A 15,640-nucleotide genomic window follows, 5' to 3' on the forward strand; every position below is an offset into this window, starting at 1 on the left:
AGATTAATAAGTAAGACTAACACCAAAAGAAAAACTTCTCATTACCGGTCTGCCCGAATAAGTACTTCCGGCTTCCGGGTCCCAACCATGCCATTTTGTAAAAGTCAGCAGGTTTTTCCCACTGAAAAACAGATCAATTTCACTCAAACCAACCTTGTTCGTAACAGACTTTGGAAAGGCATAAGACAATGAAACATCCTGCAAACGTACAAAGCTCCGGTCTTCATATACCGTAGGAGTTATTTTGGGGGTACTAATGGAGCGTGCATAGACTGCATCCGGATTGCGTGGTGACCAGTAATCCCATGCACTTATACGATTCCAGCGCAGATTATTCTGATCTCTGACTAACGAAGAAGAGTTGGCTGCCAGATACCCATCCTTTCCTCCTTGAACAGAATTGATAAAGAAACTAAGTGTGAAGTTCTTATACTCCAGCGTATTCATAATACCAAATCGGTAAGCCGGATCTCCTTTCCCTAAAATGACACGGTCTTCAGGGGTTATTTCTCCCTCTCCGGTCATATCTACAATACGATAATTGCCCGGATGGAAACCGGCAGGTATATCATCACCCAACTGATAAATGCCATCTACCACATACCCATATACCGCAGAAATGGGCTGGCCTATAAACAGATTACTGGATATGTTATCATCCTCTATGCCATCTCCGTCATTATCTTCTCCTGTCAAAGTTACGATTTTATTGGAGTTTGTCGAGAAATTGAGTGAGGTAGTCCATTTAAAATCAGAAGTCTGTATATTCTTCGAAGTGAGAATAAATTCGAAACCCTTGTTTTTGATTTTTCCAAGATTAGAAGCAATCTTCGAAAATCCCGTAATATCGGGCAAAGCCACATCATACAATAAGTCTTTCGTAGTTGTCGAATAGTATTCTACAGAACCGGTGAGTCTTTGGCCCAGAATTGTGAAATCAAGCCCTAAGTTTATCCCCGCTGTTTTTTCCCATTTCAGATTATTATTTCCCAAAGCCGAAACCTCCTGTCCGATTACAGGCTTTCCACCATCACCAAAAATATATCTGATCTCAGAAGCCACTGTGGACAAAGATTTGTATCTGCTGGTCTGATTTCCGCTGATACCATATCCCCCACGCAGTTTCAGATAATCAATCCAGGGTATTTTAAAGAAAGACTCTTCTGAGATAATCCATCCCAAAGCTATGGAAGGGAAAGTGGCATATTTATTATTCGCCGCAAATCCCGAAAAACCATCTCTACGCACTGTACCCGTTATCAAATACCGGTCCATCAAACGATAGCTGACTCTGGCCATCTGATAGCAAAGGGCTTCTCTCCAGGCATCCGAATATACATAGCGGGTGGTTGCCTGTTCCAGACTATTATAGCCCAATGTCATGCGTGTAAATCCTTGTCCCAAAGCCTTTGTATAATCGTACTTACGCTCTGAAGCTCCATATAAGAATGTGGCATCAATATGATGTTCACCAAATGTGGCATTGTAAGCCAGAATATTATCTATAGTATAATCATAGTAACCGGTATGCTCTTTATAAGCCTCTCCTTGCAGATTATATCCATACTGGTTGGCTTGAAAGTGATTATCAACTCTATAGTTATTACCAAAATTCAACCGATATACCAATCCTTTGAGAGGCAATTTTATTTCGGATGATATATTACCGAAAAAGTAATTATGACGTTCGTAATCATCAATATCCGATCCCATAAAAGGATTGGTATCCAATGTATTAAAAGGATATGGCTTTATTTTGCCATTTTCGTCATAAGGTTCAATCAATGGAGATTGAGTTATCAGATTCCACAAACCCGGCTCCGCACCATCCTGATTCACAAATGCACCAAAAGTCTGAATTCCTATTTTCCACCAGGGAGCTATTTCCGCATTCAGATTCATACGAACGCTGTTTCTCTTAAAATCATCATTCACGATAAATCCACGTTGATCCGTATTGGAATACGAAAGCATATAATTGATGGATTTACTGCCACCGGATATATTAAAACGGTTTTCAAACAGATGTCCGCTTTGTGTACCTTCGTCCCACCAATTATAATTATAAGGACTGACATTTCCATTTTCATCCCTCAACGGAGCATCCGGCAATTTAGACGCGAGATCAAAATCAGGATTAGGGGTAGTATAATCAGGGCCCAGGAAAGCCTCCGTATAATAGAAGTCTCTGACATTATCCAGATACTCTTCACGATTCATCGGACAATAATTGTGAGTTGGGTTGGAAAATGTATAACTACTGGAGAAAGTGATTTTCGGTTTCCCTTCCACACCTTTTTTAGTAGTAATCATAACTACTCCATTGGCAGCCTGTGCACCATATACAGCAGTAGAACTTGCATCTTTCAGGATATCAACAGATTCAATGTCATCAGGATTTATAGAAGATAACGAGCTTGTATAAATGATACCGTCCAGAATGACCAGAACATCCTTGTTTCCTCCCAAAGTATTCGTACCACGGATAGACATGGACGGAGTACCTCCCGAATTGGTCACCTGCCCAATATTAAGTCCCGGAACATTCCCTTGCAAAGATTGCAACACATTTGAGTTGGGAGACCTTTTCAACGTTTTAATATCTGCACGTATAACAGCACCTGTCAAGTCAGCCTTACGTTGTGTTCCATATCCCACTACTACCACTTCATCCAATGCTTTCACATCTTCTATCAAACGTATATCGACAACCGTTCTATTTTTCACAGGCACTTCCTGAGTAATAAAACCTATATAAGAAACAACCAAAATATCATTCGGAGCAGCCTGAAGATGATAGTTACCGTCTATATCTGTTATAGTCCCGGTATCCTTACCTTTCACCTTTACATTCACACCAATAATCGATTCACCGGATGTATCCGTAATTTGCCCTTTGATATTCAAATCTTGCGCAAGACCGGACATAGCGAAAAAAAACAAGAAAATCCAAATAAGAAAATGTTTCATAAAATAATAGTGATTTAAAATTAACTACTTAAACTCATTCATTATGTTTTTCAGCTAATGAAATAAAAAAGAACTGTAACTCTTATGTGCTTCTCATAGGCAATCATTTTAAGGTTTCACATAGCATGGAGAATTAGCTCTCCAAAAGATTTCACCGGACAAAGGTAAATTCGAGCCAAGACTTCAGGCATCTGTATCATTCAGAATACCGCCGTTATTTTTTCAATGACAGAATTGTGGGCGACTTTTGGAAGGATTGCGACCATCATTGTGCTTATTAATGCTGATTTTTGTATTTGTTTGAGATTAAGTAGTAATTTTGAAGATGAAAATAGTAGAAAGATGAAACAGAGCAGCCCATTTAAGTTAATCTTATTACTCTCGTTAGTAGTTTACTCCATAGGAGGTTTCTGCCAGCAGATTCCGACTATTAATTTAGTCATGAAAGATGGATTATCCAGCAACTATGTAACAGATATCGCTCAGGATAAGTATGGCTTCACATGGATTGCAACCAAATATGGTCTTAATAGATTTGACGGAGATAAGTTTACTGTCTACCTAAAAGAACCCAATAAAGAATTGCTTAATAGCAACGATATTAATAAAATTGCTATAGACATTATTAATAATAAGGTATGGATTGCCAACAGATGGATGGGGGTGAATGTATTTGATTGTGCAACACAACAATTTTCTTCTTTTTTACATGACAAGAATAGCCCGGAGACACTGATATCCAATGAAATAAAAGATATTCTGGTCACTTCTAACGGGAATGTATGGATCGCAACGAATCAAGGATTAGATTTATACAATCCCTACAATTCGCAGTTCATACATTATAATACATCGACCGTTCCTGATTTTCCCTCAAATGATATCATGGCACTGGCTGAAGGCAGCAATGGTGATTTATACCTCGGACATACCTATAGCGGATTCACTATTTTCTCTCCGGATAACAACAGTTTTAAGAATTTCACTCATTCACCTCAAAACAAAAATTCACTTCCAGATAATACAATCCATTCTATATTCGTTGATACCAATTCTAAAATCTGGATTGCAACCAACAGCGGACTATCGCTTTTTGATCCCTTCAGAGAAACATTCCGCAATTTTAAAAATGTCAGTGGAATTCACTATACGATGCAAGGAGTAGTTTATAAAGTCTACAAAACCAGTGATGGACGAATATGGGTGGGTACAATATCCGATCTTTGTTATTTCGACTCCAAAGACACAGACCTGATTTTATCCGGGAAAAAGGATGTCAATCATATGTTTATCCAGGATATCTATTGGGGAATATCAAATCCAACCGTTCATAGCATCTTTGAAGACTCTTTCAGAAACGTATGGATAGGGTCAAACGGCGGAGGGGCCAGTTTCATCAGCAGCACTTCATCTTTCTTTCATAGTTGGAGAATTAACAAGATTCCGGGAGTCACTAACGGGCTCAATGACAAAGAAGTATTAACAATATGTGTTGGCGACAATGGAAATGTATGGATGGGAACCGATGGAGGAGGTATCAATGTCAACAAAGATGGCAAGAATTGCAGATTTTACTCCCACGATACAGGAGAGATTTCATCAAATGCTTATCATTCTTCTTTAAAAGACTCTAATGGAGATTTATGGTTTGGAGATATGGAGATTGACATATTCTTAAGCAAAGAAAACAGATTTATCCATTATACCCCTCAAAAAAACAATTCAAGAATCTATTGTCTCTTTGAAGACAATCAGAGAAATGTGTGGATTGGCAGCAGCAACGGATTGGAAATTTACAACCTGATAACCAAGAAAAAAGATTTTCTTAATAAAGATAACAGCCAACTATCGACTAATGAAATCAGAGCTGTCTCACAAGATAAAAACGGGAACATATGGATCGGTACTCTCAATAGAGGGATTAGTATATATAATCCGGAGAGCAAGACAATGAAACATATAAATGAACACACCATATTTGAGAATTGTGCAATCAACCAGATATTCAGAGATTCTAAAAACAGAATTTGGATTGCAACAACAGAAGGATTAGTCTTATTCCCTGATGAGCAGTCAGATGCTTACCAACTGTTTAACACCCAAAACGGACTAGCCTGTAATTTAGTCTGTTCTATTGAAGAAGATTCTGAAGGTAATATCTGGCTGAGTACCCATTCAGGTATCAGTTGTTTCTTTGAGCCAGAAAAAAGATTTCTTAATTATGACCATAAAGACGGTACCCTATTTGGTACATATATGAACAACTCTGTCGGTAAGACTCAAGACGGAACTATTTATTTCGGCAGCATCAATGGTGTGTGCTACTTTAATCCCAATGACAGGCCTTCGAATATTATTCTTCCTCCGGTAATATTTACCGAATTCAAAGTCTATGGTAGAAATCCTCACGAAGATGCAATTGACATATCCATACCTATGACAGACGGAAAAGTCACACTCAATCATAATCAGAATATATTCAGCATAACGTTCAACGTCATGAACAAATCCCTGCAAGGTAAAGTTGAATATGCCTATAAACTGGAAGGATTGGAGGAAAACTGGATTAATATAGGAGGAGAAAATCAAGTTGCATTTCGCAATATTCCTTATCACAACTATAAATTGCATATTAAAGCCCGTTATAAAAACCAGGAGTGGCAAAATAATTATTCTACACTGTTCATAAGCATCAATCCTCCGTTTTGGCTCAGTTGGTGGGCTAAATTGATATATATAGTAAGTATAGCCACCATTGTATTCTTCATTATCAAATCTTATAAAAAACGTTTGCAATTACGCAGCTCACTATCACTTGAGAAAGAAAAAGCCCAGAAACAGCAGGAATTGAATGAAGAACGATTAAGATTTTATACCAATATCACTCACGAACTGAAAACTCCATTGACGTTAATACTCGGGCCACTTGAGGACCTGCAGTGCGATTCAAGAATTCAAGAGGAACACATGAAGAAGATTTCTCTTATTCATAAAAGCACAATCCGCCTGTTAAATCTGGTCACTCAAATATTGGAGTTCCGTAAAACAGAAACTCAAAACAAGAAGTTATGTGTAATTGAAGGAAACATTGTCGAAAAGATTCAGGAAATCGGTTTCAAATATAAAGAACTGAACAGAAATGCTGATATCACATTTGATATTATTACTGATGCAGACAAAATACAGATATATTTTGACCAAGAAGTAATTTCGATGATTGTCGATAACCTTTTATCCAATGCATTCAAATATACCTATAAGGGAACCATCACGCTTGCTTTGCGGTCAGTTATAGCTAATGATATAGAATACACCGAAATTGAGATAGCTGACACAGGGATTGGAATCCCCCAAGAGGATATCTCACGTATATTCGAACGGTATTATCAAACTAATATAAGAAAAAACATACCCGGATTCGGTATAGGACTCGCTTTAGTGAAAAACCTGGTAGATTTGCATGAAGGAACTATCCTGGTGGATAGTGAGCCTAATGTAGGTTCATCCTTCCGTGTCCGGTTAATAACCAATAATTCCTATCCCGATGCCATACATATCAATGCCAATCTCAAAGAATCTATAGACGAAGAGAAATCAAGTAAACCCATCGTTTTAGTAGTAGAAGACGAGGGGGGCATCCGTGATTATATTGCTGAAGCACTGATGGGTGCTTACGATGTTATTGTCGCAGAGAATGGAGAACAAGGATGCCAGGTTGCCTTCACAAGTATTCCCGATATAGTTATCAGTGATATCATGATGCCCGTGAAGGATGGGATCGAGTTATGCAAGGAAATTAAAAATAACATTGCAACCAGCCATATTCCTGTAATACTACTGACAGCGAAAGACACATTACAAGATAAAACAGAAGGGTATGATGCCGGTGCCGACTCCTACGTCACCAAACCTTTCAGCGCATCTTTACTTAAAAGCAGAGTGGCCAATCTATTGGAAGGAAGAAAGAAAATAGCTTCCTTAATATCTTCAAGCACGCATCTTAAGCAATCTATCATCAAAGAATCATTAAACAAAATAGATAATGAATTCATTGAGAGAATAACAAGGATCATAGAAGAAAACTTGATGGATGAAAAAATAGATGTGCCCACAATAGCCCAGGAGTTATCAATGAGCTACTCTTCTCTTTATAGAAAAATAAAAGCCCTGACCGGGATGTCTACAGGAGAATTTATCCGTAAACTGAGGCTCAGGAAGGCAGAGCAACTATTGCTCTCAGGAAAGTATAATATTTCAGAAATAGCCCATCAGGTTGGGCTGAACTCCGTATCTTATTTCAGAGAATGTTTCAAAGAGGAATACGGAATGTCTCCATCAGAGTATATAAAACAGTTGAAGTAAACAAGAATCTCCTCTAAGTCCACTTCAATATTAATCAAGCGCTTTCTTTACCGTTATTTTTAGACTTTATTCTTCCGTTGCAAACAAGCCAAGCAGTTCATTTTGTTTTAGAGGCTTTGCAATAAACAAATTGCATCCCGCCTCCAAAGCACAAACCCTGTCTGACTCAAAAGCATTTGCCGTAAGTGCAATAATCATGATTTCTTTATTAAATTCCCTGATTTTCCGAACCGCTTCCAAACCACCCATTATAGGCATCTTCATATCCATAAGCACAAAATCATAGTGCCCGTTACGAACTTTTTGAATAGCCTCCACACCATTCAGCACACGCGTGATGTTGTAATCTTTAAGAATATGCTGCACTAATGAGTAATTACCGTCATTATCTTCGGCAATCAGAATTTTCAAGTCTTTTCTGTTTGCTATCCTTACAGGCATTTCCTGTTTTTCGGGTAGCACAACGACCGGAGTTTCTTTTCCCAGCAAATCTACCTCACATGGTATCCATGCCCAGAAAGTAGACCCTACGCCAGGAGCAGAAGTAAAGCCGACCTCACCTCCCGCACCTTCGATGATGGCACGCGAGATAGCCAGTCCGAGTCCCGTTCCCTGCGCAAATTCATTCAGCTTCTGAAAACGTCCGAACACCCGGTTTTGCAATTCCGGTGGAATGCCGACTCCTGTATCTTCAACGTATACCCGGATACCTCCCCGTTCAAGAGTGTATCCCATCTTGATATGTCCCGACTTGGTACATTTCACCGCATTGGTGAGGAAGTTGGACCACACTTGCTTCAACCGACTTCTATCCAGGAAGATGTTGCACTCCGCACCCGAACTATCCAGAAGGAGTTCGACATCAGTATTTGCCACTTTAGGCAAGATCATCGTATACAACTCGCTACGTAGCTTTGCCAAGTTGAATGTTTCCCTCTTACGTTCAAGGATTCCCGACTCAATCTTGGACAGGTCAAGAATATCATTAATCAGGCGCAACAGCAACTCATTGTTGGACTGGATGATTTCTACATATTCTTCTTTCTCTGCTGGATCGTCACAATGTGCCATGAGCTCGGAAAAGCCTACGATAGCATTCAGAGGAGTACGTATCTCATGGCTCATATTTGCCAGAAAAGCAGATTTAAGTTTATCGGAAAGCTCCGCCTTTTCTTTCAGTTCCTTTAATTCGCGGGTTACTCTTTCCCATTCCGTATTGTTGAAACTAATACCGGTATAACGGATTACTTTTCCCTTCCTGTCCCTCTCGGACTGGATGCCGGTAATCACCAAACTTTGCCACTCCTTATCCCACTTTGTCTTGGTGCGGTAATTAAAGCTAAAGTCCTTATCTATCCCGTTGAGCATAAGATCAATGAACTCACGTATACGATCCATATCATCGGGATGTGCATGTTCCATATAGTCTTCCGGGGTAATGGGAGTTTCAGGATTATAATCGTTCACCGGATCATTGAAAGCTCTGAAAAGCCCACTTTCTACATCAAAATCCCAATAGCTCATACCAACGGTTTTGAAAGTAAGCTCCATCTTGTAGTTTCTTTCCTTTATTTCTTCGTTCAGTTGGTGCATCTTGGAGATGTTCTGACGAAATCCGGTATACTTTATGATATGCCCTGCTTCATCCCGTTCAAAAGGCACTCCCATCACATGACAATACTGCCATGTTTCATCATATTTCGTCTTTATACGGCAAGTCAGGTCAATCATTTTGTCTTCACCCAACACCATGGATTGCGTGGCATCATTGTAGGTGGAATAGTCTTCGGGGTATACAAATTCCCTAAATTCTTCCAAAGTCATCAGTTTGTCACTGGCATAGTCATTGACAGGATCATTGTATGACTCAATTTTCAGGGTTTGTATATCAAAATCCCAATGGACGATATTACTGACTTGCATAGCCAGTTCGCGTTTGGTAATCAGTTCCTGGGTCTTTTTTGCCATCAGCACTTTCTCGGTCACATCCAACTGTGTACCGATAATCAACCGTTTGCCCCGATGCTCGGAAGACATACGCATGCGGCTTTCATAATAGCGATACTGTTCTTCTGCTTCATTGTAATAACGCAGCGTTATGTGTCCGTATTGTATTTCTCCGTTTATCAGTTGAGCAAATATCTGCTTTAATGGGGCATGATCCTGGGGATGTAGTATTTCCAGCATTTCTTCCCATGGCAACATTTCCTTTGCAATCGCTTCTCCATATAAAGAACTAAAGCTCTTCTTACGCACATCATACACCCATGAAGACATATTGGCGGCATTCATAGCCATCTCCAGATTCTTCTTGTTTTCTTCCGTACGAAAATCAGCTTCCTTTAAAGCAGTCACATCATTGGAAAGCAGGATATGGCCGATAATCTTCTCTTCGCTATTTCGCAAAGGAACAACTTTAGCCTCATAAATCATGGATTTTTTATTATTGCTCGTAAAGTAAGCATCATCGTTGATCCGGTCAAAATCATACTCAAACTCCAAAGCAACGTCTTCGCCTGCCCGTATCTTTCTTTCAAGTTCTTCATCCATATAGGGACTCTGAAAGAGATTGACAATATTCACTACAGTTGACCGGTCATCAACGCCATACATGCGCAAAGCATGGTCATTGATACTACGTAAGACGCCGTTTGCATCATATATATCAATACTTATCGGCAAACGGGCATACAAACTCTCTGCTAATAAAAGTTCTTCGTGGGAAAGGGTTTCATCTTGTTCCATCATATTATTAGTTTTTGTCGGTACTTCAGTACTGGCAGGTTTGTCGTTTCAGCAGTCCATGTATTCCAAGCTATACTTCTTTTATACAGAGCTTGCATGGCAAAAGTATGATTAAAAAACGATATTCTAAAATTTAAAGTAACAAAACTGAAATACAACTAAACTTAGGCAAGTAAAAAAGCGGAAAAAGCATGAATACAGGAGGTAAAAAGCAAAGAGACATGCCTGTTTTCGGCATGTCTCTTCTATTAGATATTCTATTATGAAGCTATCAAGTGCCTTTCAACAGACACAATCTTTAGAATTCTTATTCCACTTCTATACCATGTTGCACCGGAGTGAGAATGAATGTGAATTCATAATCACCATAAGGCAACTGATATTGCTGCAACGGCCATGCACCCCAGCTATTCACACAGCCCAGCCCCATCTGTGCCTTGTCAATGCAAAGGTTTGTCAGGTCAGCCTGTTTCACTTCGGGAGAGTGGCTCTGACCTTTGTCCCAACCATCATCCAAAGACTCGATAGTGTAGTGCAGGGCGGATGCAGAGAAAGGAGCTTCTGCCACAATCTGCAAGCCACGGCCTGCGGAATTCAATTGCTTCCACCAGCGGATGTCGGTCTTCGTTCCGGTTTCCTGCGGACGGATGTAAGAGTAGAACTGCTCATCCACGCTCTGACGGTACAAGCCCAGGTCAGTCACATGGTTACGGTCACTGTAGTTTTCTATCGGACCACGACCGTAATATTCTATCGTTTCGAATGACTTAGGCATCTGCATCTGCATACCAAAACGGAACATGGGCGATACCTTTGCCTGCTGGTCGGCTGTCATCTTCTGAGTTACTTTCACGGCACCCTTGTTATTGATGACATAAGTCAGATTCAAACGTGCAGAAACGTTCTTCATGTCATATTCTGCATTTACCTGTACCTGGTTGCCTACGGTTTCCCATTTGAAAGAAGTCAACTTCAATCCCGGATTCTTCCAAGCCGCAAACTTTTGTTGCAGACCTGCACCGAAGTCATTATCAGTAGGCGCACGCCAGAAGTTAGGTGCCAAAACAGCATCTTCATTCATCATTTCCACACCTGCCACATTGTAACGGCTCAGGTAACCACTATGTTTGTCGAATTCCAGACGGAAGTTCTCACCGTTCACAATCAGATAACGCCAGTCGTTCTCCTGCACTTGCGGAACTACAGTAGCTACGTTTACGCTTTCTGTATTCTTCAGTTCCATTGAAGGAGCCTTGTAAGGATTCAGTACAAACTGATCTTTCGCTACGGCATATCCGGCAGGAAGTAATCCTTCACGGTTCTTCAGACGATACTTCACATTCAGCAACCATTCCTTGCATTCGCAAGTCTTGCCGATGTTCAGTTTCACTTTGGCAGTCTGCTGCGGAGCAACGTCGAGGTCTTCTACACGGCCGGTGCGGATTACCTTACCATTAGCCAACACTTCCCAGTCCATGTAATAAGCGGACAGATCGCGGAAGAAGTTTTCATTATAAACGTTTACTTCACCATTTTTCAAGTCAGCCGGGGTAGTCCATATGTTCTGGTAGAAGTAGCCGACCTCATACATGTGCGGATTGGGCACACGATCAGGACTGATAAGACCATTATCACAGAAATTCTTATCTGAAGCATCATAGCGATTGAAATCACCACCATAAGCATAAATAGTTACCCCGTCTTTACCTTTCCAACGGACAGACTGGTCTACAAAATCCCAGATAAATCCACCTTGCAGGTTAGGATATTTACGAATCAGATCCCAATATTCTTTAAAACCACCTTGTGAATTACCCATCGCATGGGCATATTCACATTGGATAAGCGGTTTCTTAGCATCTGTACGTTTGCCATACTTCTCCATATGCTCATAACCAGCATACATGGGGCAATCAACATCGGTGAATTCGTTGCCGTGGGCTTGCTCGTATTGCACAGCACGGCTGGGATCTTCATTCTTTATCCAACGGTAACATGCTTCGAAGTTGGGTCCGAAACCGGCTTCGTTGCCCAGTGACCAGAAAATGATGCTGGGATGATTGAAACCACGTTGCACATTGCGTTGGTTACGCTCCATGTGGGCTTTGGCATAGGCGGTATTCTTGGCAAGGGTCTTTTCCTTGTAGCCCATACCATGCGATTCGACATTCGCTTCGGCCACCACATAAATACCGTATTTATCGCAAAGATCATACCACAGATTGTCATCCGGATAATGACAGGTACGCACAGCATTGATATTAAATTTCTTCATCACCTGAATATCCTGTATCATGCGTTCGGGAGATACCACATAGCCACCGTCAGGGTCAAGTTCGTGGCGGTCGGCCCCCTTAAAGAGGACAGCCTTACCGTTGACAAGTATCTGGTCGCCCTTCAATTCAATCTTGCGGAAACCTACTTTTACGGGAATAACTTCGTTGCTGCCTTGCAAAGTAGCACGCAGGGTATAGAGATAAGGAGTTTCGGCAGTCCATTTGTGAGGATTCTCCACATTCATCAGGACGTTTCCGCTACCTTTGGCGGTTGCGGTGGCTACTTGCTTGCCTGTTGCATCCAGCAATTCCAGGTCTACATTTCCACTGCCTTTCAGGTTGAGTTTCACGCTGAGGGAACCGTCTTTGTATGCTTCGTCCAGGTCCGGAGTAACGCGGATATCCTGAATACGTTTTTTATTGCGGGCATAGAGGTAACAATCACGACCTACACCACTGAAGCGGAAAAAGTCCTGGTCTTCCAGGTACGTACCATCGCACCAACGGAATACCTGGAAGGCGATAAGATTTTCCTGTCCAGGTTTCAGGTAAGGAGTCAGGTCGAATTCAGCTTCCAGTTTGCTGTCTTCGCTGTAACCTACATAGCGGCCGTTCACCCACAGATACATATTGGAAGTGACGGAACCGAAGTGTGCGATAATATCTTTTCCCTTCCAGTCAGCCGGAACAAGGATTTCGCGACGGTAAGAACCAACGTGGTTGTTCTGTGTGGGAACTTCGGGAGGATTGTTCTGAAATTGGTTACGCCAGGCATAACCGGTGTTTACGTAGATGGGGTCGCCATAACCGTTCAACTCCCATACAGCGGGAACCTGCATATCATTCCAGCCTTTGTCGTTAAAACCGACTTTCCAGAAATCGGTAGGACGTTGGTCAGCATTGGGTACCCAGAAGAATTTCCAGGTGCCGTTCAAAGTCATGTAGTTAGCGGATTTGGCTTTCTCGCCTTTCATGGCAGCATCTGCCGACTCGTAGGCGAAGTAGTTAGCGTGCATAGGCGCACGGTTCACAGCATTGACTTCCGGGTCAAGCCACTCTTTAAAGGACTGTGCATTTGCAGTCAGAGCCAAGGCTGCAAAGAGTCCGGTGATAAGATGTTTCTTCATGATATAAAGTTATTATGTTTGTAGCAGTATGAAAGTAATTCTTTTCATACTGCTACAAAGATAGGGTGATTTAATGAATTCAAAGGAGAATTATAGTTCAAAAAGAGGGGAAAACAGACCAAAGTGACTTTTGCTCCCCACTCATTTCCCTATTTCACCTGCAAACGATATACTCCAAACGAGCGTGGTTCAAGCTCAAGCTTCAGAGACTGCCCTTTCACTTGTACCGGACGAACACGCGGAACAATTGCTTCCTCATCCAACGTGTTCACCGTTCTCCAATTATCATTTTGCAGGTAAGTACATGAACCTGCAACAAGCTGGCGTTTCTTCAAGCCGTTGAAATCTATCTGAACCTCAGCAGGCCGGCTACCGGCATTCACCAATTTCAGAATAATTTCACCTGTCGGTGCATTCAACGCAGCGGTTGCATAGAGGCTGTCTTGTCCTGCAACAGCTTTGCCGTCCATTTTCAGACTGAGCACATCGGTTCCGGCATTCATGCCATACATTTGCTGAACGTAGTAGTTCGGTGTACGCATCATCCGCAGGTTATCAAACCAGATTAAGTCCGGATTCCACTGCCAGGCATCTACATGGGCAAACAAAGGAGCGTATGTGGCCAGATGAACTACATCAGCGTTCCGTTCCAGTCCCGTCATGAAGGCTGCTTCGGAAAGGGCTGCAAGGAAGTTGTTATCTTTCTTCGTGGAATGGTCGTGTGAAGCATATTCTCCGGCAAAGACTTTCGGACCTTTACGGTCATAGTTGTCATAGCGGGAAGCGTTGCTGAAGAACCAGTCGGGATTCATGTAATAGTGTTCATCCACCAGGTCTACACCCAGACGCTTCATTTCCGGCCAGAGGTAATCGAACTTATCACCGCTGGCACTGGGGCCGGAACTGCCGACAACCTTGATAGTGGGATACTTCGTACGGATAGCTTTAGTGAAGGCTTCCAGACGGTCTACATAGACCTTGTCCCACTGTTCGTTGCCGATACCTATCATTTTCAGGTTAAAAGGTTCGGGATGTCCCATATCGGCACGTACTTTGCCCCAGGTAGAGGTAACCGGGCCGTTGGCAAACTCAATCAGATCGAGTGCATCCTGTATGTAGGGGTCAAGCTCGTCCATAGGAACGACTTCGTTACTTTCGTACTGGCAGGAGAGCCCGCAGCTTATCACCGGGAGAGGTTCTGCACCGAGGTCCTCACTCAGAAGGAAATATTCGAAGTAACCAAGGCCGAGGGTCTGGAAATAATCGGGGAATGCCTTGTGCTTGAAGGTATAATTCCAGCGGTTTTCATTCAGAGGACGGTTTTCAACAGGACCTACCGAGTTCTTCCACTGATAACGGGTTTCAAGACTGTTACCTTCGATGATGCAGCCACCGGGGAAACGGAATACACCGGGGTTGAGGTCGTAAAGGGCTTGCGCCAGGTCGGCACGCAGACCATTCTCACGTCCTTTCCAAGTGTTGACGGGGAAGAGGGAGATGTGGTCCATGTCTACCGTACCCTTGGTTTCCAGAACGATACGCAGGCGGGCATGGGCATCGGTGAAAGGAGATTTCAGCACAGCGGTCAGTTTCTGCCAGTCGCGGCCGCTCACTTCTATTTCTTTTTTCAGAAGATTCTGCGCATTGGAATTCACCAGTTCGATGGAAAGTTTCATCGGCTTGGCATCCGGTGTACGGGCATATACGGAAAAACGGTATTCTTCGCCTTGTTTCACACCGATGCCGCGATAGCCTTCATTATCCAGTCCGGCACGCAACAGACGACCGTCATTGACTACACGCACGTAATGCGGATTGCGGTCGAAACAGGGATTTGCATCCTGCACGGTTACATTGCCGAAAGGCACCCAACCGACGAAAGGTTGCGGGAATTCAAAAGAACGGTTCTTCACTAATTCGGCATAAAGTCCGCCGTCAGCACCGAAGTTGATGTCTTCGAAGAAGATGCCATACATTTCGGGCTGTATCTGTGCCGTTGGTTTGGAAACATCAACGGTCATCACATGCGTCTGCGCCTGCACACCCAGTGCAAGGGACAAAGCTAAAAGGGTGGTTAATTTTCTCATGGTTTATATGATTTAGTAAGAGGTCCGACAGTCTACCCTGGTCTGAAAGCAAGTCCACCGCCAGACTAACATC

At 42.2% G+C, this 15,640-nt stretch carries 5 protein-coding genes; 1 reads left to right on the forward strand and 4 read right to left on the reverse strand.

Annotated elements, in window-relative coordinates:
• Nucleotides 1-3: 3 nt before the first annotated feature.
• Nucleotides 4-2,970 carry a SusC/RagA family TonB-linked outer membrane protein gene (locus tag BUC01_RS07615; protein WP_073313239.1) on the reverse strand — a complete coding sequence of 989 codons (2,967 nt, stop codon included), beginning with the start codon at nt 2,968-2,970 and terminating at the stop codon, nt 4-6.
• Nucleotides 2,971-3,195: 225 nt separating this feature from the next.
• Here BUC01_RS07615 and BUC01_RS07620 point away from each other — a divergent pair, with 225 nt between their 5' ends.
• Nucleotides 3,196-7,332 carry a hybrid sensor histidine kinase/response regulator transcription factor gene (locus BUC01_RS07620; protein WP_081795781.1) on the forward strand — a complete coding sequence of 1,379 codons (4,137 nt, stop codon included), beginning with the start codon at nt 3,196-3,198 and terminating at the stop codon, nt 7,330-7,332.
• A 66-nt stretch (nt 7,333-7,398) separates the two neighbouring features.
• Here the strand turns inward: BUC01_RS07620 and BUC01_RS07625 are convergent, their stop codons facing one another.
• The 3 genes from BUC01_RS07625 to BUC01_RS07635 all read right to left on the reverse strand — a co-directional run bounded on the left by BUC01_RS07625 (nt 7,399) and on the right by BUC01_RS07635 (nt 15,567).
• A complete protein-coding gene (locus BUC01_RS07625; protein WP_025831452.1) occupies nt 7,399-10,080 on the reverse strand; it encodes a hybrid sensor histidine kinase/response regulator in 2,682 nt (893 codons plus the stop codon).
• Between the two features lie 304 nt (nt 10,081-10,384).
• Nucleotides 10,385-13,480, reverse strand: a complete 3,096-nt coding sequence (lacZ, locus tag BUC01_RS07630) for a beta-galactosidase, LacZ type (protein WP_025831451.1) — start codon at nt 13,478-13,480, stop codon at nt 10,385-10,387.
• A gap of 149 nt (nt 13,481-13,629) precedes the next feature.
• Nucleotides 13,630-15,567 carry an alpha-L-arabinofuranosidase C-terminal domain-containing protein gene (locus BUC01_RS07635; protein ID WP_025831450.1) on the reverse strand — a complete coding sequence of 646 codons (1,938 nt, stop codon included), beginning with the start codon at nt 15,565-15,567 and terminating at the stop codon, nt 13,630-13,632.
• Between the last annotated feature and the right edge of the window lie 73 nt (nt 15,568-15,640).

It is taken from the genome of Bacteroides stercorirosoris, from assembly GCF_900142015.1.
Lineage (GTDB): Bacteria > Bacteroidota > Bacteroidia > Bacteroidales > Bacteroidaceae > Bacteroides > Bacteroides stercorirosoris.